The organism is Streptomyces sp. NBC_00091, assembly GCF_026343185.1.
In the GTDB taxonomy this organism is placed as follows: domain Bacteria; phylum Actinomycetota; class Actinomycetes; order Streptomycetales; family Streptomycetaceae; genus Streptomyces.
In genome coordinates this window covers 3,715,314-3,738,707 of the sequence record NZ_JAPEMA010000001.1, presented here as the reverse complement: position 1 = coordinate 3,738,707, position 23,394 = coordinate 3,715,314, and the positions used below count along the sequence as shown (strand labels likewise).

Here is a 23,394-nt window from a genome sequence, read left to right as displayed (position 1 = left end):
GTCATGCGAACAGCCGGCGCCAGGTTTCCGGGCCCGGGTAGCCGTTGGCCGAGGCGCCGCGCCAGCCCTGGGCGCGCTGGAAGGCCTCGACGTTGCGGCGGTCGGCCTCGCTCCAGCGGGGGCCCGGGCCGGACGTGTAGTACTTGCCGAAGCCCTTCTTCGCCAGCTGGCGGCCGAGGGCGGTGACGGCCGGATGGGACTGCCCCGGGCGGAAGACCCCCGGCCCCGGGTAGGCGGGGGCTCCGGCGGGACCCGGCCGGCCCGGCGGTGTCGTCCGTCCCGTCGGCGGGATGTCCTTGCCCTGCCGCTGGACCAGCAACCGCCAGGTGTGCTCGCCCGGGATGCCGTCGGCGTCGGCGCCCGTCCAGCCCTGCGCCTGCTGGAAGGCCTGCGTGGCCTGCTGGTCGGCGTCGCTCCACTTCGTGCTCGGCCCCTTGGGGTAGAACCGCAGGCCGCCGCGCCCGACCAGCATCTTGCCGAGCTCGCTGACGTACTCGTTGTCCGCGCCCGGGCCGAACTTGGCCGCCCCGGGGAAGACGGCCGTGCCCGCCGGCGGGGCGCCGGGTACCGGCTCCTCCGGGAGGATCCCGCTGGTCACGCCGTTGTACCGGTAGGGGAGGTACTTGTCCGAGTTCTTCCAGTACCCGTACGGCGTAGCCTGCTTCCGCGTCGTCGGGCGGGTCTGCTCGTACGCGACGTAGTGCGTGCGCGTCTCGTCGACCCAGCCGCCGAAGATGACGACGTGCGAGCCGTTGTTGGGGTCCGCCGGGTTGTGGAAGAGCAGCATGTCCCCCGGGAGCAGCTCCTCCTTCGTGATCTTCGTGGCGAAGGTGTCGAGGCTGCCGGTCCACTCGTTCGTACCAAGGTTCCAGGCCATGGAGACGTATCCCGAGCAGTCCTGCCGGTAGCCGTCCGACCAGTACTCGGACATGCTGTAGGGGACCTTGGCGTCCAGCCAGAGCTTCGCCCGGTTGATGATCGTGGCCCGGTCGACGGCCTTCACGGCGGGCGGCGCGCCCGGCCGCCCCGCAGGGGAGGACGGCGGGCGCGGCCCGGGGGCCGGGCGTCCGTGCAGCGGGGCCCGGCCGCCCTGCGGGCTGCCCGGGGCGTCGCGGCCGTCCCGGCCGTCCCTGTCGTTCTTGCCGTCCCTGTCGTCCAGGGCCACCGGTCCGGGGCCGGGGGCCGGCTTGGCCGCGGCCAGCGCGGCCGACCCGCCGCCGCCCAGGACCACCCCGGCCGCGGTCGCCAGCACCAGCGCCCGGCGGGCTCCGCGCGCGGCCGGGTGTCCCCCGTCGCGCAGCGTTATGGCCCGCCCGCGCGCGAGGGTGCGGCGCCGCTGCGCGCACCCGAGGCACACGCAGTCGCCGGCGGGCTCGTACTCCTCGAAGACCGGCATCGTCATCGGCGTCGGCATCTGCACATGCACCGGAGGCTGCATCGTCATGCGGTTCCGTCCACTCCCCTGCTCGTCCACTGGTCGGCCGGGCACGCATCTGTCGGGGCATCAGATTCGGCTCGACCAGACATATCGTGCACGACAAACCCCCTAAACATGGGTTAATCGGACAACGCGGGCGCGGCTGGTCACGAGCACCTCTGGAGGTGGGGTAGAGTTTTCCCTGTCACCAAGCGCCGCTAGCTCAGTTGGTTAGAGCAGCTGACTCTTAATCAGCGGGTCCGGGGTTCGAGTCCCTGGCGGCGCACAGACAGGAAGAAGCCCCCCACAGCGAAAGCTGCGGGGGGCTTCTTCGTTCCTCCCACGGGCTACCCGAGCTACCCAGGCCACCCGGACGGCCTAGACCGCCGCCGCCCCGCTCGGCTTGGCTCCCGCGCCCGTCAGGTACGCGGAGACCACCACGTTCGCCGAGTACTCCCCGGCCGCCTTGTCGTAGTTCCCGCCGCAGGTCACCAGCCGCAGTTCGGCGCGCCCCTCGACCCGGGGCCCGTACGCCTTGTGCGGGTCGAAGCCCGCGCGCTCGTAGACCCGTACGTCCTCGACGGTGAACTCGGCGACCGTGCCGTCGGCCCGCGCCACGCGGATCTTCTGCCCCGGCTTGAGCGTGCTCAGGCCGAAGAAGACGGCCGGCTTGGACCTCGTGTCCACGTGCCCCACCATCAGCGCGGCCCCCGCCGCACCGGGCGCCGGGCCCGCGCCCCACCAACCCACCGTGCCCGGGAGCGCGTAGGGCGGCGGGTCGATCGCCCCCTGGGCGTCCAGGCCGCGGGCGATCACCGGCGCCCGTACGCCCAGGGACGGTACGTCGACCCGCGCGGGCATCGCCCCGGACAGCGGGGCCCGCGCGGCCGGGAGGGCCGGCCCCGGCTGCCCGCCGGCCTGCCCGGCGGACGGACCGGGCGGGACCCCGGTGATCTCCTTGCCCCACAGCCACAGGCCCAGCACCAGCACCGTCCAGGCGGCGAAGGTCAGCAGCCGGCCGCCGGCGGAGGCCCTGGCCTCGCTCATCCGCCGTTGCGGCGGCGGCGCAGGGTGATGGCCCGGCCGGCGACCGCCAGGGTGGCCGCGGCGGCGAGGACGGCGCCGATCACGGTGTGCGGCAGCCCGGGGCCGTCGCCGGAGTGGTTCTTCTTCGCGGCCGCCGCCAGCCGGGTGGACTCGGCGATCTCGGCGGACATCGCACCGCCGCCCGCGTGGACCGGCCAGACCGGGGATCGGTGCGGGTCGGGTCGGTGGTGGTCGCGGTGGCGGATCTCGACCGAGCCGCGCAGGCCGTCAGCGCCCTCGCACTTGATCCGGATCTCGTGCCAGCCCCGGTCGGCGTGCGAGCGGACGGTGGCCTCGCCCCAGAGGGTCCGGCCCTCGCCGCGGCCCGGGGACAGCCGGGCCTCCGACACGAAGACGGGGGAAAGGGCCACCCCCCGGTCGCCGTCGCAGCCCCGGACGCGGATCTTGACCCGCTCCCCCGGTTCGGCCGGGTTCGGGTCCGCCGAGACGCCGCCGCGGTCCCACTCGTTCGCGAGGGCTGCGGGGGCGGTCACGATGGTGGCGGCCGTCAGGGCGACGGCCACCCCGGCGACACGGAGAGCGATCAGAGAGCAGCGCATGGTGAACCTCCTCAACAAGGAGATTCACGCGCGGCGCGCCGCTCCGCATCCGGAGCGGCGCCCTCTTGGCCCGTACGTGTCAGCCGTACGCGCTAATGCCCGGCTACACGAGGTCGATCAGATCGGCGATGGAGTCGACCGTCTTCGTCGGGCGGTACGGGAACTTCTCGGTGTCCTCGAGCGTGGTCAGGCCGGTCAGCACGAGGAAGGTCTGCATGCCCGCCTCCAGCCCGGCCAGCACGTCGGTGTCCATGCGGTCGCCGATCATCGCGCTGGTCTCGGAGTGCGCGCCGATGGCGTTCAGGCCCGTGCGCATCATCAGCGGGTTGGGCTTGCCGGCGAAGTACGGCTTCTTGCCGGTCGCCTTGGTGATCAGCGCGGCGACCGCGCCCGTGGCCGGGAGCGGGCCCTCGGTGGAGGGGCCGGTCTCGTCGGGGTTGGTGCAGATGAAGCGGGCGCCGCCGTTGATCAGCCGGACGGCCTTGGTCATCGCCTCGAAGCTGTACGTACGCGTTTCGCCCAAAACGACATAATCGGGCTCGTGATCGGTCAGGATGTAGCCGATGTCGTGCAGGGCTGTGGTCAGGCCCGCCTCGCCGATGACGTACGCGGTGCCGCCCGGGCGCTGGTCGTCGAGGAACTTCGCGGTGGCGAGCGCCGAGGTCCAGATGTTCTCGACGGGCACGTCCAGGCCCATCCGGCTGAGCCGGGCCTGGAGGTCGCGCGGGGTGTAGATGGAGTTGTTGGTCAGCACCAGGAAGGGCTTGCCGGACTCGCGCAGCCGCTTGATGAAGGCATCCGCGCCGGGGATCGGGGTGCCCTCGTGGATGAGGACCCCGTCCATGTCGGTGAGCCAGGATTCGATCGGCTTGCGCTCTGCCACGGGACTGTTCTCCGCTCTGCGGGGCCTCTGACCTCGGGGGCCTCTGGTCTGTACCACCCTAGCGGCCGGGGGCCGTGGACGGGACGGGCGTCCACGGCCCGGACGGCCGGGGTGGAACGGGTCAGCCGAGGGTGACGTTGTCCACGGTCCAGTACCAGTTGTTGCTGCCGCTGTAGCGGAAGCGGACCTGGACGTCGGTGGCGCCGGCCGGGACCTGGAGGGCGATGGACTCGCCCTTCGCGACGGCGTCGGCGGTGTAGTTCTTGACGACGGTCGCGGCGCCGCCGTTGTAGGAGACCAGGACCTGCGCGGTCTGGCCGGCCTCGTGGCGGTAGTGGGTCTGGAAGGCGAGGGTGCGCGTGGTGCCGCCGGTGACGGGCCACTTGGGGGTGATCAGGGTGGAGTCGAAGCTGCCGGTGTGGCTCTTGTCGTCCCACTCGTCGGAGTCGGCGACGGCGAAGACGTCACGGGAGCGGACGTTCAGCTCGCGCCACTGGTCGCGCTGCGCCTGGCTCCAGAACTCGTCGGTGGCGAAGGCCCAGCCGGCCCACTCGGTGACGCCGCCGGTGCCCATCTTCGAGTTGTCGACCGACCAGCCGGCGGGCGGGGTGTGCGTGAAGCCCTTGGTGCCGGCGGGGATCGCGGTCTCGTCCACGCGGGCCTGGAGGCTGGGGCGCAGGGTGTCGAAGGGGTCGCTGTCGGCGGCGCCCAGCGGTACGCCGTCCAGCGCGGCGGGGACGCCGACCTGGGCGAGCGCGGTCGCGGCGACGTCGACGAGCTTGACGTCCTCGCGCAGCGAACCGGCGGGGATCCCGGCGCCCTTGGCGATGACGAAGGTGCCGCGCTCCTGGATGGTGGAGCCGCCGTGGCCGCCGGAGTCGGTGTGGCCGTGGTCGGTGGTGACCAGGATCTTCCAGTTCTCCTGGGCGTAGGTGGGGCGGTTCTGGACGGCGGTGAGCACCTGGCCGACCAGCGTGTCGACGCGGCCTATCGCGTCGAGGTACTGGCGGCTGGCGGCGCCGTAGGAGTGTCCGGCGCTGTCGACCTGGCCGAGGTAGACGAAGGCGGCGTCCGGGTTCTGGTTCTGGAGTTCGGCGGCGGCCGCGGCGGCGATCTTCGGGTCCTCGTTGCCGTAGCCGTCGCGGTCGCCCTTGAGGGAGAGGCGCTTGTCGACCTTGGCGGAGAAGATCGGGCCGTTCTGGTCGGTGGAGGTGATGGGCTCCCAGTCGGCCGCCGCGTAGGTGTTGAGCGTCGGCTTGGCGTTCTCGATCCGGGTCAGGAAGTCCGGGTAGGCGGTGTAGTTCTTGCCTGTGAAGGAGTTGTCCTTCACGCCGTGCTTGTCGGGCCAGACGCCGGTGGCGATGGTGGACCAGCCGGGGCCGGAGGAGGTGGCGGCCATCGGGTTGGCGTAGAGGGTGCTGCGGGCGGTCAGGCCCTGGGCCATCAGGCCCTGGAGGTGCGGGGCGTTGGCGGCCTTGAGGCGGTCGAGGACCACCCCGTCGAGACCGATGACGAGGACCTTGTCGGTGGTCGCCTGCGTCGCCTCGGGGGCGGCGGCGGCCGTGGTGGCGCCGAGGGCGGTGGCGAGCAGGGCCGTGGCGGTGGCGGCCACGGCGAGGGTGCGTCCGGACAGGACAGGGGACACGTACTCCTCCGGGAGTAATCGTGGGGAAGGCTCGACAGGGCGTACTGGACGTACGGGACGTGCGGCGGGTCCGGACCGGAGGGGCATCCTTCGGTCCAGACCCGTTATGCATTGGTGACTATTGCGGCCCTGGGTGGCCGGGGGGTTAAGGCTCAGCTGCCGGTCGCGGACTTCCACGCGTCGACGTGGGCGGTGAGGTTCTTGTCGATGTCGGCCCAGTCCGGCTCGAAGACCTCGACCCCGGTCATGAGCTTGGTGAGCTCGATGGCGTTGGCGTCGGTCGGCTTGACGTCCGTACGGGCCGGGAAGCCGCCGCCGACCTCGCTGACCAGCTTCTGCGCCTCCTCGGAGAGCATGTAGTCGAGGAGCTTCTTGCCGTTCTCGGTGTGCGGGGCCTTGGTGACGAGGCCGGCCGCGTACGGGAGGGCGAAGGTGGTGGGCTTGCCGCCGTCCTTCGCGGGGAACCAGATGCCCAGGTTCGGCATGGACTTGGACTGCGCGAAGTTCATCTGGACGTCGCCGTTGGCGACGAGCAGCTCGCCCTTGTCGGTCTTCGGCGCGAGCTTGCTGGTGGAGGAGGAGGGGCCGACGTTGTTGGCCTGGAGCTTCTTGAGGTACTCCATCGCCGGCTCCTTGCCGCCGAAGTCGTGCATCGACTTGATGAGGACGGCCGTGCCGTCGCCCGCGACGCCCGGGGTGGAGTACTGGAGCTTGCCCTTGTACTTGGCGTCGAGCAGCTCCTCCCAGGTCTTGGGGGCCTGGGCGAGCTCCTTCTTGTTGTAGATGAAGCCGAAGTAGTTGTTGACGACCGAGGTCCACTTGCCGTCGGCGGCCTTGTCGGCGCCGTTGACCTTGTCGGCGCCCTGCGGGGTGTACGCCTGGAGCAGGCCCTTGCCGTCGGCCTGCTGGATGAAGGGCGGCAGCGTGATCAGCACGTCGGCCTGGGTGTTGGTCTTCTCGCGGACGGCGCGCTGGACCATCTCGCCCGAGCCGCCTTCGACGTACTTGACCTCGATGCCGGTCTTCTTGGTGAAGTCGGCGAAGACCCGGTTGTACCAGCCGTCGCCCTTGTCGCTCTTGAGGCCGTCGGCGCTGTAGACGGTGACGACCTTCTCGCCGCCGCCCTTGCCGGAGTCGGCGGACGCGGAGGAGGCGGAGCCGGCCGGGGTGGAACCGCCGCAGGCGGTGAGGGAGACGGCGAGGGCGAGGCTGCCGGTGAGGGCGGCGGCGGTACGGAGCACGAGCTTGCTGGGCATGGAACTTCCTTACGGGGAAAGGGAGTCAGCGGGGGTCGGGGGACGTCAGCGGTACGAGGCCCGGGTGCGGATCCGGGAGACGGCCAGCAGCACCAGCAGGGTGGTGGCCATCAGGACCACGGCGACGGCGGAACCGCCGAAGAGCGAGCCGCGGTCGGTGGCGGTGAAGACGCGGACCGGGAGGGGCATCCAGTCCGGGGGGTACAGCATCATCGTGGCGCTCAGCTCGCCCATGGACAGGGCGAAGCAGAGCCCCGCGGCCGCGGTGAGCGACGGCAGCAGGAGCGGGAGGCGGACCCGCCACAGCACGTAGCCGGGACGGGCGCCGAGGGAGGCCGCGGCCTGCTCGTACGCGGGGTCGAGACGTACGATCGCCGCCGAAACCGACTGATAGGCGAACGCCGTGACAAGAATCGTGTGCGCCAGGATGACGATGGAGCTGGTGCCGTTGAGGAGCAGCGGCGGCCGGCTGAAGGCGACGAGCACGGCGAGGCCGACGACCACGGACGGCACGGCGACCGGCAGCATGAACAGGGCGTCCAGGCAGCGCTTTCCGCGCTTCTTCAGCCCGGCGGCGGCCAGCGCGGCCCAGGTGCCGACGGTCAGCGCGAGCACGCTGGCGGCCAGGGCGGTGACCAGGGAGGTGGTCAGGGCCTGGAGCGATTCCCCCTGGACGGCGGAGGCGTAGTTCTCGGTGGTCGGCCCGGAGGGGAAGGCCCCGGACCAGTGGGTGGAGAACGAGGCGGCCACGACCACGAGCAGGGGCAGGGCGAAGAGGGGCAGGAAGAGGAGGCCGAAGAGGGCCCAGGCGGCCCAGCGGCCGCTCTTGCTATGCACCAGCACGCTTGCCCACCACCCGGTAGAGGCCGAACAGGCCGACGGATATCGCGATGTTGACGACGGCGACCACGCAGGCGGCCGCGTAGTCGGATTCGAGGATCGCCTTGCCGTAGACGAGCATCGGCAGGGTCGTGACGTCCTTGGCCCCGGTGAACAGGACGATCCCGAACTCGTTGAGGCACATGACGAGGACGAGGCTGCCGCCCGCGGCCAGGGCGGGCAGGGCCTCGGGAAGGATCACCTGGCGGACGATCCGGGCGGGGCGGGCGCCGAGGCCCGCGGCGACCTCCAGCTGGGCGGTGTCCAGCTGGGAGAAGGCGGCGAGCAGCGGGCGCATCACGAAGGGCGTGAAGTACGTGATCTCCGCGAGGAGGACGCCCCAGGGGGTGGAGAGGAAGTGGAAGGGGCCGTCGGCGACGCCGAGGACATCGGTCCAGACCCCGTTGGCCATGCCGACCGTGCCGTAGATGAAGAGGAGGGCGAGGGTGATGAGGAAGGAGGGGAAGGAGAGGAAGACGTCGATGAACTTGGCGACGGCCTTGGCTCCGGGGAAGGGGACGAAGGCGATGACCAGGGCGAGGGTGAAGCCGAGGAGCAGGCAGCCGACGGTGGCGCCGACGGCCAGCCAGACGGTGGTGCCGAGGGCCTCGCGGAAGGCGGTGGAGGCGAAGACGGCGGAGTAGGCGTCGAGGGGGCCGCCGCCGTTCTCGGGGGTGAAGGACTGCTGCACCACCAGCGCGAGGGGGTAGAGGAACACCAGCGCGAGCACGGCCACCGGGGGCAGGGTCCACGCGAGGCGCGCCCACCGCCGGGGCCCCTGCGGGGGGCCGTCGGGGCGGGGCCCGGCGCCGGACGCGGGGGCGGGTGCGTCCTGGCGGGCGGGGTCCGCCGCCGGGGCGGAGTGCTGGTGCGGGACGGCGGTGCCGGCGGGGGCCGGCCGGGGCGGGAGCGCCCCGGCGGGGGCGGGGGCGGTGGCAGCGGGGGCGGCGGCTGCGGTGGGGGCGGCGGCTGCGGTGGGGGCGGCGGCCGTGGGGGCTGTGGGGGCTGTGGCCCGCTGCGGGGCGTCAGGCATCCGACACCCCCGCGGCCAGCAGCACCGCGTCGCGGGGCTCGAAGTGGAGGGTCACCTCGTCACCCAGCGCCGGGGTCTCCCTCAGCTCGGGCAGGTCCGCCTTGACGCGGTGCCCGCCCACGTCGACGTACAGCCGGTGCGTCGAGCCGCGCCACTGCACCTCGGCGATCGTGCCGCGCAGGGCGTTGGGGCCCTCGCCTAGCCCGAGCAGGTGCGGACGTACGCACAGGGTGGCGGTGGAGCCGGGGGCCGCGAGCCCGCGGTCGAGGGCCAGCGGGCGGCCCGCGAAGACCGCGCCGCCGTCGGCCACCGTCACCGGGAGCAGGTTGGCGTTGCCGACGAAGGAGGCCGTGAACTCGGTGCGCGGCGCCCGGTACAGCTGCTGCGGGGTGCCGCAGTCCTGGAGGCGGGCCCGGTCCATGACGGCGATCCGGTCGGCCAGGGTGAGCGCCTCCACCTGGTCGTGCGTGACGTACAGGATGGACACGTCGGGCAGTTCGCGGTGCAGCCGGGCCAGTTCCGCCAGCATCCCGGAGCGCAGCTGCGCGTCGAGGGCCGAGAGGGGCTCGTCCAGGAGGAGGACCCCGGGGCGGATGGCGAGCGCGCGGGCGATGGCCACGCGCTGCTGCTGGCCGCCGGACAGCTCGCGGGGGTAGCGCCGGGCGTAGGCGGCCATCCCCGCCATCTCCAGGGCCTCGGTGACCCGGCCGGGGATCTCGGCCCGGGGGGCCTTCTGCGCCTTCAGGCCGAAGGCCACGTTGTCCTCGACGCGCATGTGCGGGAAGAGCGCGTACTGCTGGACGACCATCCCGATGCCCCGCTTGTGCGGCGGGAGCGCGGTGACGTCGCGGCCGCCGATCAGCACCCGTCCGGCGCAGGGCCGTACGAAGCCGGCGACCGCGCGCAGCGCCGTGGTCTTGCCGGAGCCGGAGGGGCCCAGCAGCGCCATGACCTCGCCGGGCTCGACGGTCAGGTCGAGGGAGTCCAGGACGGTGGTGCCGTGGTAGGCGACCGAGACGGAGTCGAAGCGGATGCCGCTCACGCCGACTCCGCGAGCAGCTGCGGGAGTTCGGTGATGGAGCCGAGGACGTGGGTCGCGCCGTGCTCCGTCAGGGCGGCGCGGTCGTGGGCGCCGGTGAGGACGCCCGCCACGATGCCGGCGCCGGCGCGGCGGCCGCTGAGCATGTCGTACGCCGTGTCGCCGGCGACCACGAGGTCGGTCACGTCGGCCACGGCGCCGGTGCGCAGGAAGGCGGTCAGGACCATGTCCGGGTAGGGGCGGCCGCGGCCGCCGGCGTCGGCCGGGCAGAGGGTGAGGTCGGCCAGGTCCTGCCAGCCGAGGGCGGCGAGGATGGCGTCCTGGGTGACGCGGGCGAAGCCGGTGGTCAGGGCGACGGTGCGGCCGTCGGCGCGGAGCTGCTCGATGGTGGCGCGGGCGCCGGGGATCGGGGCTATGAGGCCGCCGTCGACGAGTTCCCCGTACGCCTCCTCGAAGGCGGAGTTGGCGCGCTGGGCGAGCTCCTCCGTGCCGAAGAGGTGGCGGAAGACGGAGATCTTCGACTCGCCCATGGTGTCGCGTACGTACTGGAGCTTGGCGGCGTGGTCGGCGCTGCCCGGTTCGACGCCGAGGCGCTCGGCGGCGCGTTCGAAGGCGCGCTCGACGAGGCCGCCGTCGGCGACGGTCGTTCCGGCCATGTCGAGGACGATCAGCTTGGGGTGCGTGTCGGTCATTCGGCTCACCAGCCCAGTTCGTTCGCGGTGGTCTCGGCTATGGCGGGCGAGCAGGTCATGCCGCGGCCGCCGGGTCCGGTCACCAGCCAGACGCCGTCGGCCACCTGCTGGCGGTGGACGACGCGGGTGGTGTCGGTGCACTGCGCGTACACGCCCGCCCAACGGTGCCTGATCTTCGGCAGGGGGCGGCCCAGGAAGGACTCGACGACCTCGGTGAGGTGCTCGTAGGGGTCCTCGAGGGTGTCGAACGCGAACGGGTGCTCGTACTCGTGGGTGTCGCCGATGGTCAGGCCGCCGTCCAGGCGCTGGACCATCAGCAGCTGCATCTTGTGCGCGGCGGCGACGGGCGACTGGGCCTGGGCGGCGTTGAGCTCGTCGAGGGCCTCGCTCTTGTACGCCGGGTAGTAGCGGAAGCTGTCGGCGTCCGCGACGGAGGTGGTGAGCGGCTCGCCGAGCGGGGCGGTCTGCATCATCTGGAGGCGGACGCGGCGCACGGGCAGTTCGGGGGCGAGTTCGCGGACCAGGCCGGACAGCCAGGCGCCGGTGGCGAGGACGACGGCGTCGCCGCGGTGGACGTCGCCGTGGTCGTCGCGGACCGCGCCGGGGCCCGCCAGGTCGCGGACCTCCCGGCCGGGGACGAAGGTGTAGCGGCCGGAGGCCTTCAGGGCCTCGCGGAGGTGCAGCTGCGCGGTGCGCGGTTCGACGGCCGCGTCCCGCTCGCACCACAGGGCGGCCTCGAAGGCGCCGCGCAGGGCCGGGTTGATCTCCCGCGCCTCGGCGGCGGTGATCAGCTTGTAGCCGCGGGCGGCGGCGTCGGGGCGGGCGACTGCCGCCTCGGCGACCGCGTGCTCGCGGGCGTTGCGTACGGGGGTGAGGGAGCCGATGGCGCGGAAGCCCAGGCCGGGCACCTCCGCGCCGATCCGCTCCCAGAGCTCGCGGGCCCGCAGGGCGGTGTCGAGCTCCTCGCCCCCGGCCCGGCCGCTGACCCAGATCTGGCCGAAATTGCGCAGCGAGGCGCCGCGCGCCTCGGCCTCGCGCTCGATCTGGACGACCTCGTGGCCGCGTTGGACTGCTTGCCAGGCGTGCATGGTGCCGACCACGCCGCCTCCGACGACTATGACTCTCACGTCGTCCACGGTCGGGGCGGTCCGTGACCCGGGGGGAGCGCGGGGGCGACGGGGCGGTGAACAACCCTCGACGCTTGGACTAGACCCGTTACCGTTCCGTGATATCGATTGGTCCGACTTACGGTTTCTGTGGTGACTCCGCGGGGACTATTCGGGCCGCAGGCGGGTCGTGAAGCTGAACCGGTCGCCACGGTAGAGCGAACGCACCCGCTCCAGCGGCCGGCCGTCGCGGTCCCGGGAGAAGCGGTGGATGAGCAGCATCGGGAGCGCGGGCGGGGTGCCGATCAGCAGGGCCTCGCGGGGTGTGGCGAGGACCGTCTCCAGCTTCTCGTCGGCGTCGCCGAAGGAGATGCCGAGGCTGTCGTGGAGGTAGCCGTAGAAGGAGGAGTCCGGCTGGAAATCGATGTCGAGGCGGGGGGCGCGGGCCACGCGGATGTACGTGCTCTCCAGCCCGACGCGCTCGTCGTCGGCGAGCAGGACCCGCTCCAGGTGCCAGACGGGCTCACCGGCCTCCGCGCCGATGCCGATGGCGAGTTCGGGCGGGCAGGGGAACTGCTCCAGGCCGATGAGGTTGCGGCCGGGGCGGCGGCCCTGGCGGCGCACCCCCTCGGTGTAGCTGGCGAGGGAGAGGGGCTGCTCCAGCTTGGGTCCGGCCACCACGGTGCCGCGTCCGGAGCGGCGCACCCGGCCTTCCAGCAGCAGCTCGCGCAGGGCCTGGCGTACGGTCTCGCGGGACACCTCGTACCGCTCGGCGAGGTCGCGCTCGGTGGGGAGGAGGCCGCCTTCGCCGAGCTCGTCGAGGAGGTCGGCGATGCGGGCCTTGACGGCGTAGTACTTGGGGATGCGGCCGTGCTCGGGGATGCCGGAGCGGACGGGGGCGCCGGGGCGGTGGGCCGGGCGCTGGTTCTGATCTTCCACGCTCGGACTGTACGCGGGGCGGGTGTACGGGGAGACGCGCGGCGGTGCGGGAGCGGGGCGGCGGTAGCTGCGCGGTGTGGCGGCGGCTGCGCGGCGTACCGGCGGCTACGCGGAGCCGGCCCGCAGGCGTCGGGCCCCGAGCAGCAGCCCGCCCCCGGCGGCCAGGGCGGCGACGGCTCCGGCGCCGTAGACCCACTCCCGGGGGCCGGTGTGCGCGAGCGAACCCGCCTCGGCGGGGTCCTGCGGCCCCTCCAGGGAGAACCGGTACCCGCCGGCCTCGCCGACCCACTCGCCGTCGTCGGCCTTGCGCTGGACCAGCGCGGCGTCGGCGACGACCTCGCCGAGGGGGGCGTCGGGGGCGAAGGCGAGCTGGACCTTGACGGTGGCGGAGCCGCCGGCCGGCACGGAGAAGCCGGAGAACCTGTTCCCGCCGTCGAACACGGCGATGATCTCGTCGCGGTCGGTGCACTCCAGGGTGACGGGGTAGGGCCCGCCGGGGGCCTCGAACTCCATCCGGAAGTGGGCGGGGCGCAGGGCCTGGGCGGCGTCGGTGAACACGACCACGGGGTGGATGGCGGTGCAGGCGCCGCTGGTGGTGTTCGTCAGGTCCAGCAGCCAGGTCTGCGGCCCGCCGCCGGCCCGGTAGACCGCCGGCCCGCCCCGGATCCGCGCCCCGATGGGGAACGCGGTGCCCTTGCCGTCCCCGCAGGTGGCGTGCGCGCGGGAGGGCAGCGCGGGCGCGGGGCGGGCGCCGCCGCCGGTGCCGATGTCGGCGGTGGCGGTGGGCGCGGTGAGGGCGAGGAGGAGGGCGGTGAGGGCAAGGGCGTTGCGCAGTCGCATGGATGACCTTCGCTGCTCGCCGGACGGAAACGATGATCGGACGAGGCGACAATCACCCCGGCCCTGTCCGCACCTTGTCACGCGCGCGCGACCCGTTCCCCACCCCACGCCCAAGTCCTCCCGCTTTACCCCCAAACGGCCGAGACGGCCAACCCAGCCCGGCCGGCCTCCCCTCCGCCAGCCCCTCCAGCCCCACCCAGCCCCGCCGGCCAAATCCAGCCCCGCCGAACCAACCCAGCCCCGCCAGCCAAAACCAGCCCCGCCGGCGTTTGAGGCGCGGGGGTCCGGGGGCTGGCCCCCGGCAACGGCGCCGCCGCCGAACCAACTAGCCCTCGCCTGCAGATTCAGCCTCGCCGGCGCTTGAGGCGCGGGGTCTGGGGCGGAGCCCCAGGAAGCCCGGGCGCAGCCCGGGGCCGCTCGCGCAACGGCGCCGCACCGATCCCCGAGCCCGGGGCCCCGCCCTACCCGCACCCCGCCCGGCCAGGGCCAGGGCTACGACCACCCGAACACCCGCCCCCGGAGCAACGCCGCCGCCCCCTCCGCCACTCCCGCCGCCGCGCGGGCGACCGGCGGGGCCCCGGCCAGGCCGAGGCTCCGCCCCGCCAGCACCGCCCGGACCCCGTCCACGAACACCTCCGGCTCCGCGTCCACCACCCGGCCCCCCAGCAGCACCCGGTCCACGTCCAGCAGCGCGACCAGGTTCGCCGCGCCCTCCCCCAGGATCCGCGCCGCCTCCGCCAGGTCCCCCCGGGCCACCGCCGCGAGGCAGAGCACCTCCAGGCAGCCCCGCCCCCCGCACCGGCACGACGGGCCGTCCAGCAGCAGCACCTGGTGGCCGAACTCCCCCGCCGCCGAGCGCGCGCCCCGGTGCACCACCCCGTCCAGCCGCAGCCCCGCCCCGAGCCCGGTCCCCACGTGCAGGTACACGGAGGTACCCGAGCCCGGCCCGCCCGGAGCCCCCGCGAGGACACCGGCGTTGGTGTCCTTGTCCAGCGCCACGGGCAACCCCAGCCGCCCCGCCAGCACCTCCCGCAACGGGTACCCCGCCCAGTCCGGGTACCCCGTCACCCGCCCCAGCACCCCGCTCCGCCAGTCCAGCGGGCCCGGCGCGGCGACCCCCACCCCGAGCAGCGGCGGCGCCGCCCCCGGCTCGCCGGAAACCCGCACGACCGCCCGTACGACCGCGTCCACCACCGGCTCCGGGCCGGCCCCGAAGTCCAGCGGCCCGCTCCACCGCGCGACGACGCCGCCCGCGAGGTCGACCCGTACGGCCCTCAGCTCGTCGCGGTCCAGGTGCACCCCCACCGCGTGGCGGGCGTCGGGCACCAGCCGCAGCAGGGTGCGCGGCTTGCCGCCGGTGGAGGCGCCGCGCCCGGCCTCGGCCACCAGGCCCTCCGCGGCGAGCCGGGCGGTGATCTTGCTGACGGCCTGCGGGGTGAGGCCCGTACGGCCGGCCAGCTCCGCGCGGCCCAGCCCCGGCGCCCCGGCCGCACGCAGCAGGTCGAGCAGCAGCGCCTCGTTGTGCCCGCGCAGCGCCGGCAGGTTCACCCCACCCCGGCCGCCGCCGTCCCCGCCGTCCCCGCCGTCCCCGTTGCCCCTGTTGCCCCTGTTCACCCGCCCATTGTCCACCCTCCTTGCACTTACGCAACGCTGTTGCCAAAGTGGTCCCATGAACGCCTCCCCCACGCCCTCCCCCGCGTCCTCCCCCTCGGCCGCTCCCCTGCGCGTCGCGCTCATCGGCTACGGACTCGCCGGCTCCGTCTTCCACGCCCCCCTCGTGTCCGCGACCGAAGGCCTCCGCCTCGACACGGTCGTCACCTCCGACCCCGGCCGCCAGGCGCAGGCCCGCGAGGCCTACCCGGACGTCCGGATCGCCGCCTCCGCCGACGAGCTGTGGGAGCGGCCGGACGCCCCGGACCTGGTCGTCGTCGCCTCCCCCAACAAGACCCACGTCCCGCTGGCCACGACCGCCCTCACCGCCGGCATCCCCGTGGTCGTGGACAAGCCGCTCGCCGCCACCGCCGCCGAGGCCCACGGACTCGCGGCCCTCGCGGAGCGCACCGGCACCTTCCTGTCCGTCTTCCAGAACCGCCGCTGGGACAACGACTTCCTCACCCTGCGCCGGCTCCTCGCGGAGGGCGAGCTCGGCGAGGTCCAGCGCTTCGAGTCCCGCTTCGAGCGCTGGCGCCCGCAGCTCAAGGGCGGCTGGCGCGAGAGCGGAGCCCCGGAGGAGATCGGCGGCCTGCTGTACGACCTCGGCAGCCACGTCGTGGACCAGGCGCTGGTGCTGTTCGGCCCGGCGGTACGGGTCTACGCGGAGACCGACGTGCGCCGCCCTGGCGCCGAGGCCGACGACGACACCTTCATCGCGATCACGCACGCGAACGGGGTCCGCTCGCACCTCTACGTCAGCGCGACCACCGCCCAGCTCGGCCCGCGCTTCCGCGTCCTCGGCTCCCGGGCGGGCTACGTGAAGTACGGCCTGGACCCCCAGGAGGCCGCCCTGCGCGAGGGCCTGCGGCCGGGCGGCGACGAGGGCACGCTGTGGGGCGAGGAGCCGCCGCACCTGTGGGGCCGGCTCGGCTCCGGCGAGTCCCCGCTGACCGGCGGCGGGATCCCGGTCCCGACCGCGCACGGCGACTACCCCGCGTACTACGCGGCGGTCGCGGCGGCCCTGCGTACGGGCGGCCCGGCGCCGGTGACGGCCGAGGAGGCGGCGCGCTGCCTGGCGGTGCTGGAGGCGGCGCGGAATTCCTCCCTCCATGGCGTGATCGTCGACCTGTGAACCGGCTTGTCGCAAAATCGATGCTTTGGAATCGATAAACGATCTATCCTGGCGAGCTGCTGATCATCACCCATGTGACGAATGGAAACCCCTGTGAAGCTGCCCCGGATCGCGTCAGTCGTGGCCACCGCCGCGATAGCCCCGGCCGTCCTGCTCTCCTCGCCCGCCTTCGCCGCTGACACCTCGTCGGCGTCGGGGCCGTCCACCCCGTCGTCGCCGACCGCGCCCGACCAGGGCGCGCAGGGGCAGCCCGCGGCGCAGACGCCCGCCGAGGACCCCCAGGCGGCGAAGGACCGGGCCGAGATCCAGAGGATCCTGGCGAACCCGGCGAGCGGACGCGGCGTACGCGAGGCGGCCCAGAAGGCCCTCAACGGGAAGGCCGAGGACATGCGGCGCTTCCTCGAGGTCGAGTGGGCGCAGGAGCAGCTCCAGGACGACCGGGTGCGGGTCGCCCAGATCGCCGAAGCGGGCGGCAAGGGCGTACGCGAGGCCGCCCGCGAGGCCCTCCGTACGAACACCCGCGAGTCGATCACCGAGTTCCTGAACAACGGGCAGCACGCCGCCCGCCTCCAGGACGACCGCGTCGAGATGATGCGCATGCTGGCCGGGGCCGGCAGGGGCATCACCCAGGCCGTCAACGACCTCATGAGCCACGGCACGCGCGAGCAGATCCGGGAGTTCGTCGCGAACGGCCAGCACAAGGTCCGCGCCGAGGACGACCGGGTCGCGCTGCTCGGCATGCTGAAGGACGCCGGGCCGGGCCTGAAGGAGGGGATCGTCAAGCTCCTCGAAGGCAACCCGACCCCCGCGCAGCTGCGCGCGTTCGTCAAGACCGAGCAGCACGTGCTGCGCGACGTCGACAACGAGGTCCTGATCTCGAAGATCGTCAACAAGGCCGGCCCGGAGCTGAAGAAGGCCGCTCTCGCCGCCCTCAAGGGCACGCCCGAGGACCGCGCCGCGTTCCTGAAGACCGGCCAGCACGTGGCGCGCGCCAAGGACCAGGGCACCGGCGGGCAGACCGGCACGCCGGACGCGGGCAAGGGCGGCACCGGCAGCACCGGCACTGGCAGCGGCACCGCTGCACAGCCGGCCACCGCCAAGGGCACCGGCGGGAACACGAACGTGACCCCGGCGGGCGGCTCCGCCTCCGCCTCCGGCCCGCTCGCCAGCACGGGCGCCGGTTCCGAGAACGTGTGGATCGCGGGCACCGGCGCCGCCGCGCTCGCCGCGGGCGCCGGCCTGGTGGTCGCCAACCGCCGCCGCCGCGCCTCGGCCGAGGGCTGACCGCCGCCACGAACGCAAGGAGGGGCGGGCTGCCGGCGGCAGCCCGCCCCTCCTCATATGTGGTGACTACACATGTGGTGACTACGCGCTCTTGAACTCCTGGCGCTGCCGCCCGAGGCCCTCGATCTCCACCTCGACGACATCACCGGCCCGCAGGTACGGCTTCGGCTCCGGCTGGCCCATGGCCACGCCCGCCGGGGTGCCGGTGACGATGACGTCACCGGGGTACAGGGTCATGAACTGGCTCAGGTACCGCACGACCTCGCCGACCGGGAAGATCTGGTCCGAGGTGTTGCCGTCCTGCTTGAGCTCGCCGTTGACCCACAGCCTGACGTCCAGGACCTGCGGGTCCGGGATCTCGTCGGCCGTGACCAGCCAGGGGCCGAGCGGGGTGAAGGTCTCGCAGTTCTTGCCCTTGTCCCAGGTGCCGCCGCGCTCGATCTGGAACTCGCGCTCCGAGACGTCGTTGACCAGCGTGTAGCCGCCGACGTGCGCGAGGCCCTCCTCGGCGGAGCCCAGGTAGCGGGCGGTGCTGCCGATGACGACGCCGAGCTCGGCCTCCCAGTCGGTCTTCACGCTGCCGCGCGGGATGAGCACGGTGTCGTCGGGGCCGACGACGGTGTCCGGGGCCTTCAGGAACAGGATCGGCTCGGCCGGCGGCTCCGCGCCGATCTCGGCCGCGTGCCCGAAGTAGTTCAGCCCGATGCCCACGACCTTGCCGATCCGGCCGACCGGCGAGCCGATCCGCAGCCCTTCCGCGTCCAGGACCGGCAGCTCGCCGCCCGCCACGGCCTCACGTACCCGGGACAGCACGGAATCGTCGGACAGCAGGGCGCCGTCCACATCCGTGATCAGGCCGGACAGGTCCCGCAGGGTCCCGTCCTGGTCGAGCAGCGCGGGGCGCTCCGACCCGACGGGTCCGACACGCAGCAGCTTCATGGGCATTCTCCCGTGGTCGTGGGTGGTCGGCCCATGGGCATGCCCAGGGGCCGGCCGATGGGTTGCGGCCATCGGAGGATTGGTCGATCCTCCAAGATGTCCGACCAATCCGCAAGACCCTGTTCACAGGGTGGAACGCGCTGCTCCGCCGGCCGCCCGCCGCTGGAGCCACGCCCGCTCGGCTACGGACCAGGCGGTGGTGGTCAGCAGGTACAGCCCGGCGGCCAGCGGCACCACGGCGGCCGTGATCAGCGTCCCGAACGACAGCAGGGGCAGTACGCCGCCCAGCTTGCGCATCGCGGCGAGCTGCTCGGGGCTCGGTGCGGCGGCCGTAGCCCCCTTGCCCCCGCGCGGCACCACCACGGGCACGGCGGCGGCCGGTGCGGCCGCGGCCGCCCGCCGCCCCCGCACCGCGCTCCAGGCGGCCACGCCCGCGATCGCCGCGAACAGCCCGAGGAACACCAGCCCCTGCGCCCCGAACGGGCCGCCCTCCCCCAGCGCCTCGGTCCACCGGGCCCCGAGCGGCGCGGCGAAGAGCCGGTGCCCCAGCAGCTCACCGCCCGAGGAGAAGGACTGGTACATCAGGAAGAACACGGGGAGCTGCAAGAGCATCGGCAGGCAGCCGGCCGCCGGGGTCGCCGCACGGAACGCGGCACGGCCCAGCGGGTACAGCGCGAGCCGTACGAGCAGGGTGAACAGCACGATCGCGGCAGCGGTCGCGGACTCGGCCAGCACCGGCTCCAGGAGCCGGCCCAGCTCGATGACAAGATCAGTGAATACGGACACGCGGGCCCTCCGAGGGGTCTCGTCGAACGTCGAAAGAGATGCATTTCGGCGTGACGACCCACGAGGGACGACAACAGTGCTGAGGCAGGCGGTACTGCGCGCCCCTACGCGGCCGTCAGGACGAGACGGCCGGGCGCCCTGGGCCGCGACCGGCCCGAAGCGTCGGGATCGCGCTGCGGCAGGAACGCCGTGCGCTGCTCGCGATCACGGATCGCGGTGCGTATTCGGTGCGGCGGCACGGGCCGTACGAGGCACGCGGCCAGCGCGGCGGCCCCCACGGCGACGGCCGCGGCCAGGACGACCACACCGGCGGCCAGTCCGGCCTCCCCCGACAACAGTCCGAGGAACCCGCCGACCAGCAACAGGGTGACGAGCAGCCGGGCAGCCCGCGAGGAACCGAGGCGGGACAGCAAGGAGAAAAACGAACGCACCACCCACCCCACCCCCTCACTCAACCGACCCAAACCCAACTCACGGCCAACTCGCGGGCCAAACTCACATCCACCCGCACAACCGATCCTAACGGCCCACACTGACAACGGTCTTGAGGGCCCCCCAAACCACCAGCCGGTACTTGGAGGTGTACTCGGGCGTACACGTCGTCAGCGTGATGTACGAGCCGGCCTCGCCGTACCCGTACCCGGGCTTCACCGCACTGCGCGGCACGGGCGCGATCACCCCGACGTCCCCCGCCGTGGTCTCGGGCAGCACCTTCCCCACCACGTACACGTACCGGCGCCCCCGCACATCGACGAGCAGCTCGTCACCCTCCCGCAGCCGGTTCAGGTACCGGAAGGGCTCCCCGTGCGTATTGCGGTGCCCGGCCAGCGCGAAGTTCCCCCGCGCGCCGGGCTGCGCGGTCCCCGGGTAGTGGCCGGCGTACCCCTTGTCCAGCACGGCCCGCTTGTCGACGCCCTGCGCGACGGGCACGGCGAGCCCGAGCCGCGGCACGCGCAGCACGGCGTACGCCTCGTCACGCGCCGGCGCCTTGCCCGGCGGCGCGGGCTTCACAGAGGGCGCGGCCGAAGGCACGGCCCGCGAAACCCCCGGCACCGGACCACCGGAAGGCACCACCCCACTCGAATCCCCCTCGACAACGAATGGATCCTCACCCCCGCCACCCCCCTCACCCTCCCCGACAACAGGAGCACCCCCTCCCCCCTCCTCGGCGGCTCCCCACCCCCGCTCCAGCGCCTCCACCTGCTCCTGCGCGGCGGCGACGGCCTGCCGGTTGGTCCACCACACTTGATGCACCACCAGCAAGGCCACCACCACACCCAGGGTGGTGATCGCCTCGGCGCCCACCCACAACAGCCACGCGAGACCGGCCCGACGCCCCCGCCGGCCGCCTCCCTGCACCACCACACGCACCCGATCCCGCACGGGCCGCACCCTAAGACCTCCCCCCTCAACTGACCAGCAGCAGTACGGTGTGAACCATGCGCCCCGACACGCCTGCCGAGCACATCGCCGAAGCCGAGCGCCTCATCCGCACGGCAACCCGCTACCCCGAGGACCAGGAGCCCTTGCTCCTCCAGGCCGCGGCCCACCTCGAACTGGCCGATGCCCGGGACCGCGCGAGCGCCCTCTACGACCGACTCCTGTCCTCCACCCCCGCCAACCCCCACCTCATCAAGGCCCTCCAGGCCGCGAACCTGTGGGAGTACGGCCACGAGGCCGAGGCCCGCGCCCTCATCTCGGGCATCCGCGCGGCCGGCCCGACGGACCCGGCGCCCTGGGAGGTGATCGCGGAAGCCCTCGAATCCCACGACGAGCTGGAGGCCTCCCTCGACTGCTTCACCGAGGCGGCGACCCTCCTGATCCCGGAGTCCGCCCCCCTCACCCAGGCCACCACCGCCCTCCTCACGGGCCGCCACCGGGTACGCCGCCTCCTCGCCCTCCCCCACGACGACTGGGACATGGTCGCCGACACCCGCCACATCGGCCCGATCCCGCTGGACGAGCTCCACGACCCGAAGCGCATCTGGGCCCTGGGCTCCAACGACCCGGCCGAACTCCGCGCCGAGATCGCCCGCCTGCGCGCCGAACTGGGCGACCGCCGCGCCGCCCTCTCGCGCCCCTTCCCGGTGGCCATCCTCCACTGGCCCCAGCGCGAACTGGCCGAGCTCCTCACCAGCTACCCGACCCTCGCGACGGAGTACCCCTCCCACGAGACCCACCTCGCCGGCGTGGAATCCTCCCTCCGCGCCCTGGCCGCCTCGGGCACCACCAACCTCGGCATCGTCACGGGCAGCGTCCCCTCCTACGAAGCCTTCGCGGCCTCGGAGAAAACCTCCCCGGCCTCCCCGGCCCTCCTCCCCGAATACGCCACCACCCTCGCCGCCCGCGGCAAAGCCACCCCCTGGCCCCCCACCCCCACCTCCCCCTGCTGGTGCACCTCAACCAAGCCCTACGCGGAGTGCCACGGCACCGCCGAATGAGAGAGAACTGGCCAGCTGCCAGTCGATAGCCCATTTTCATCATGAAGGAACCCATGACCAGCGCATACGAGTCGGATCCAATCTTTCAGACCAACCCACTCCAGGTACTGAATATTGTGACCCGCATCCAAAGCCGGGAGATCGCTCTTCCAGATTTTCAGCGCGACTTCGTTTGGGATTCCACTCGCACCGCAGAGCTTCTCGGTTCCATCATGTCGCGATATCCTGTGGGCACACTTCTCTTCTGGGAGCAGGGTGAAGGTCAGGACTTCGCAAGCCGAAGCTTCGACGGCGCCCCAAGCTCCTCCAACAATCCGCCATCGGTACTGGTACTCGACGGACAGCAGCGTCTCACCTCTCTCTACCAGGCTTTGACCGGATCGGGAGACGAACGGTATTTCATCAAGGTCGACGAGTTCGTCGATATTCCGTCTCGGACAGTACGCGAAGTACCAGACGTGGACTTCGAGAAGGCAATCTTCTCCATGCCCGCAGTTAGCAAACCAGGCCGTCGCAGCCAGACGCTAACGCCATCCCACCTCCCTATCGCCGAAGTCCACAAGTTCGACGACTGGTTGGACGACTACGCGGACGCGATAGGGGACGACCATCAGTTGCCACTCACCGCAAGGCAGGCAAAGAGCCTCTATCGAGAAATGCGCGACAAATACATCAGCCCACTGAAGACGTACGGCCTGCCTGTTCTCACCCTTCCCAGTTCAACGTCCATGGACGCCGTCTGCACCATCTTCGAAACGCTAAATCGGACGGGAAAGCCACTTGGACCCTTCGAACTCCTTACCGCACGCTTCTTCCCCCAGGGGGTTAATCTTCGAGACCTCTGGGACGACGCCGAGGCAAACCATAAGGCCCTCAAAGAGTTCCGAATCGATCCCTACAACGTACTCCAGGCCATTTGCCTTCGAGTCCGGGGCAGCGCACAACGCTCAGACGTCCTCAAAAAGCTTAGCGGGGATGACATTAAGGCCCACTGGGAGAGCGCGACATCCGGCTTCGCCGGCGTGATCGACATGATTCAGTCAGATTGTGGCGTCACCTCTCAAAAGTGGCTCCCCTACGGGATGCTCCTCACTCCCATGGCGGCCGTTTGGGACCAACTGAAGGCGCTGAAACCACTGGAACGCCCCCAGGCGTTGCGTCGAATCCAGCAGTTCTTCTGGGCGAGCACGTTCACGACCAATTACGACCAGGGTGCCAACAGCCAAATGGGCGCCGACTACTCGCGCCTCTCCAAGTGGATCACCGCCGGCGAGGGCGAAGCACCTGAAGTCATCAATGACCTGCAGATCAACGCGACAACCCTGCGCACGGCCACAGTGCGACGCAAAGCTCTGTATTCGGGTTTGATTTGCCTGCTCGTCAAGAACAAGGCCGCCGACTTCCACACCGGACAGAGCATGACAGCAACCAGTGCGCACGAAGCGGAATCGCACCACATCTTCCCGAAGGCATACCTAGCCAGGCAGCAAAATTCGGAGAGTTCGGAACTCATGCTCAACCGCTCCCTCATCGATGGGGAGACGAATCGAATCATAGGGAGCCACGCCCCAAGTTCGTACATCGAGAAGATGAAGGCAGCGTATGGCGAACAGAGGCTAGCGGACGTGCTGGCGTCCCATGCCATCGCGAGCCAACCGGCCAGCGGCCTCCTCGAGGACAACTACACGGCGTTCCTGGATGAACGATTGGAAATCGTCATCCAACTCATCGAAGAGGCCACAGGGAAGACGATTCAGCGCGAAGGAAGCCACTGAGTCGTCTCC

22 protein-coding genes and 1 tRNA gene are annotated in these 23,394 nt (G+C 72.3%); 5 read left to right on the top strand and 18 right to left on the bottom strand.

The features are described 5' to 3' along the window. Position 1: 1 nt before the first annotated feature. Positions 2–1,402, bottom strand: coding sequence for a peptidoglycan-binding protein (locus tag OOK34_RS17250; protein WP_267036784.1), 1,401 nt, complete (start codon positions 1,400–1,402; stop codon positions 2–4). Between the two features lie 227 nt (positions 1,403–1,629). Between OOK34_RS17250 and OOK34_RS17245 the strand changes: the two genes are divergently transcribed. Next, positions 1,630–1,703, top strand: a tRNA-Lys gene (locus OOK34_RS17245). Between the two features lie 92 nt (positions 1,704–1,795). Here OOK34_RS17245 and OOK34_RS17240 read toward each other — a convergent pair. From OOK34_RS17240 to OOK34_RS17180, 13 genes are all read right to left on the bottom strand, one after another. Further along, the gene (locus OOK34_RS17240) at positions 1,796–2,464 is read right to left on the bottom strand and encodes a class F sortase (RefSeq protein ID WP_267034755.1); all 669 of its coding nucleotides are present in this window, start codon (positions 2,462–2,464) and stop codon (positions 1,796–1,798) included. Then, positions 2,461–3,063 (bottom strand): hypothetical protein, encoded by a 603-nt coding sequence (locus OOK34_RS17235; protein ID WP_267034754.1) that lies wholly within the window; start codon positions 3,061–3,063, stop codon positions 2,461–2,463. The genes OOK34_RS17240 and OOK34_RS17235 overlap by 4 nt, the downstream gene beginning before the upstream one ends. Before the next feature lie 103 nt (positions 3,064–3,166). Continuing rightward, positions 3,167–3,946 carry an HAD-IIA family hydrolase gene (locus tag OOK34_RS17230; protein ID WP_267034753.1) on the bottom strand — a complete coding sequence of 260 codons (780 nt, stop codon included), beginning with the start codon at positions 3,944–3,946 and terminating at the stop codon, positions 3,167–3,169. Positions 3,947–4,067: 121 nt separating this feature from the next. Beyond that, positions 4,068–5,591 carry an alkaline phosphatase family protein gene (locus OOK34_RS17225; RefSeq protein ID WP_267034752.1) on the bottom strand — a complete coding sequence of 508 codons (1,524 nt, stop codon included), beginning with the start codon at positions 5,589–5,591 and terminating at the stop codon, positions 4,068–4,070. A gap of 152 nt (positions 5,592–5,743) precedes the next feature. Next, positions 5,744–6,847 (bottom strand): 2-aminoethylphosphonate ABC transporter substrate-binding protein, encoded by a 1,104-nt coding sequence (locus OOK34_RS17220; RefSeq protein ID WP_267034751.1) that lies wholly within the window; start codon positions 6,845–6,847, stop codon positions 5,744–5,746. 45 nt (positions 6,848–6,892) lie between these two features. Continuing rightward, positions 6,893–7,690, bottom strand: a complete 798-nt coding sequence (locus OOK34_RS17215; RefSeq protein WP_267034750.1) for an ABC transporter permease — start codon at positions 7,688–7,690, stop codon at positions 6,893–6,895. Then, positions 7,677–8,759 carry a 2-aminoethylphosphonate ABC transporter permease subunit gene (locus tag OOK34_RS17210; protein ID WP_267034749.1) on the bottom strand — a complete coding sequence of 361 codons (1,083 nt, stop codon included), beginning with the start codon at positions 8,757–8,759 and terminating at the stop codon, positions 7,677–7,679. Before OOK34_RS17210 ends, OOK34_RS17215 begins: the two co-directional genes overlap by 14 nt. After that, the gene (locus OOK34_RS17205; RefSeq protein WP_267034748.1) at positions 8,752–9,801 is read right to left on the bottom strand and encodes an ABC transporter ATP-binding protein; all 1,050 of its coding nucleotides are present in this window, start codon (positions 9,799–9,801) and stop codon (positions 8,752–8,754) included. Before OOK34_RS17205 ends, OOK34_RS17210 begins: the two co-directional genes overlap by 8 nt. Next, a complete protein-coding gene (locus tag OOK34_RS17200) occupies positions 9,798–10,490 on the bottom strand; it encodes a phosphonatase-like hydrolase (RefSeq protein WP_267034747.1) in 693 nt (230 codons plus the stop codon). The genes OOK34_RS17205 and OOK34_RS17200 overlap by 4 nt, the downstream gene beginning before the upstream one ends. A 5-nt stretch (positions 10,491–10,495) precedes the next feature. Beyond that, positions 10,496–11,617 carry a TIGR03364 family FAD-dependent oxidoreductase gene (locus tag OOK34_RS17195; RefSeq protein WP_267036783.1) on the bottom strand — a complete coding sequence of 374 codons (1,122 nt, stop codon included), beginning with the start codon at positions 11,615–11,617 and terminating at the stop codon, positions 10,496–10,498. 147 nt (positions 11,618–11,764) lie between these two features. Next, positions 11,765–12,535, bottom strand: coding sequence for a GntR family transcriptional regulator (locus OOK34_RS17190; protein ID WP_267034746.1), 771 nt, complete (start codon positions 12,533–12,535; stop codon positions 11,765–11,767). 105 nt (positions 12,536–12,640) lie between these two features. After that, positions 12,641–13,375 (bottom strand): hypothetical protein, encoded by a 735-nt coding sequence (locus OOK34_RS17185; protein WP_267034745.1) that lies wholly within the window; start codon positions 13,373–13,375, stop codon positions 12,641–12,643. Positions 13,376–13,867: 492 nt separating this feature from the next. Beyond that, on the bottom strand, positions 13,868–14,989 hold the full coding sequence (locus OOK34_RS17180) for an ROK family transcriptional regulator (RefSeq protein ID WP_267034744.1): 1,122 nt from the start codon (positions 14,987–14,989) through the stop codon (positions 13,868–13,870). Positions 14,990–15,044: 55 nt separating this feature from the next. On the opposite strand from OOK34_RS17180, the gene OOK34_RS17175 reads away from it, so the two are divergent. Beyond that, entirely contained in the window at positions 15,045–16,160 is a 1,116-nt protein-coding gene (locus OOK34_RS17175) for a Gfo/Idh/MocA family oxidoreductase (protein WP_267034743.1), read from the top strand. Between the two features lie 81 nt (positions 16,161–16,241). Continuing rightward, on the top strand, positions 16,242–17,444 hold the full coding sequence (locus OOK34_RS17170) for an ALF repeat-containing protein (RefSeq protein WP_267034742.1): 1,203 nt from the start codon (positions 16,242–16,244) through the stop codon (positions 17,442–17,444). 81 nt (positions 17,445–17,525) lie between these two features. Here the strand turns inward: OOK34_RS17170 and OOK34_RS17165 are convergent, their stop codons facing one another. The 4 genes from OOK34_RS17165 to OOK34_RS17150 form a co-directional block, all read right to left on the bottom strand. Beyond that, positions 17,526–18,383, bottom strand: coding sequence for a fumarylacetoacetate hydrolase family protein (locus tag OOK34_RS17165; RefSeq protein ID WP_267034741.1), 858 nt, complete (start codon positions 18,381–18,383; stop codon positions 17,526–17,528). 123 nt (positions 18,384–18,506) lie between these two features. Further along, the gene (locus OOK34_RS17160; RefSeq protein WP_267034740.1) at positions 18,507–19,169 is read right to left on the bottom strand and encodes a YidC/Oxa1 family membrane protein insertase; all 663 of its coding nucleotides are present in this window, start codon (positions 19,167–19,169) and stop codon (positions 18,507–18,509) included. A gap of 104 nt (positions 19,170–19,273) precedes the next feature. Beyond that, a complete protein-coding gene (locus OOK34_RS17155; protein ID WP_267036782.1) occupies positions 19,274–19,531 on the bottom strand; it encodes a DUF6412 domain-containing protein in 258 nt (85 codons plus the stop codon). Positions 19,532–19,688: 157 nt separating this feature from the next. Continuing rightward, entirely contained in the window at positions 19,689–20,474 is a 786-nt protein-coding gene (locus OOK34_RS17150) for a class E sortase (RefSeq protein ID WP_323183486.1), read from the bottom strand. 134 nt (positions 20,475–20,608) lie between these two features. Here OOK34_RS17150 and OOK34_RS17145 point away from each other — a divergent pair, with 134 nt between their 5' ends. Next, the gene (locus OOK34_RS17145; RefSeq protein ID WP_267034739.1) at positions 20,609–21,610 is read left to right on the top strand and encodes a M48 family metallopeptidase; all 1,002 of its coding nucleotides are present in this window, start codon (positions 20,609–20,611) and stop codon (positions 21,608–21,610) included. Positions 21,611–21,663: 53 nt separating this feature from the next. Further along, positions 21,664–23,385: a DUF262 domain-containing protein gene (locus tag OOK34_RS17140; protein WP_267034738.1), complete on the top strand. Its 1,722-nt coding sequence runs from the start codon at positions 21,664–21,666 to the stop codon at positions 23,383–23,385. Positions 23,386–23,394 lie beyond the last annotated feature (9 nt).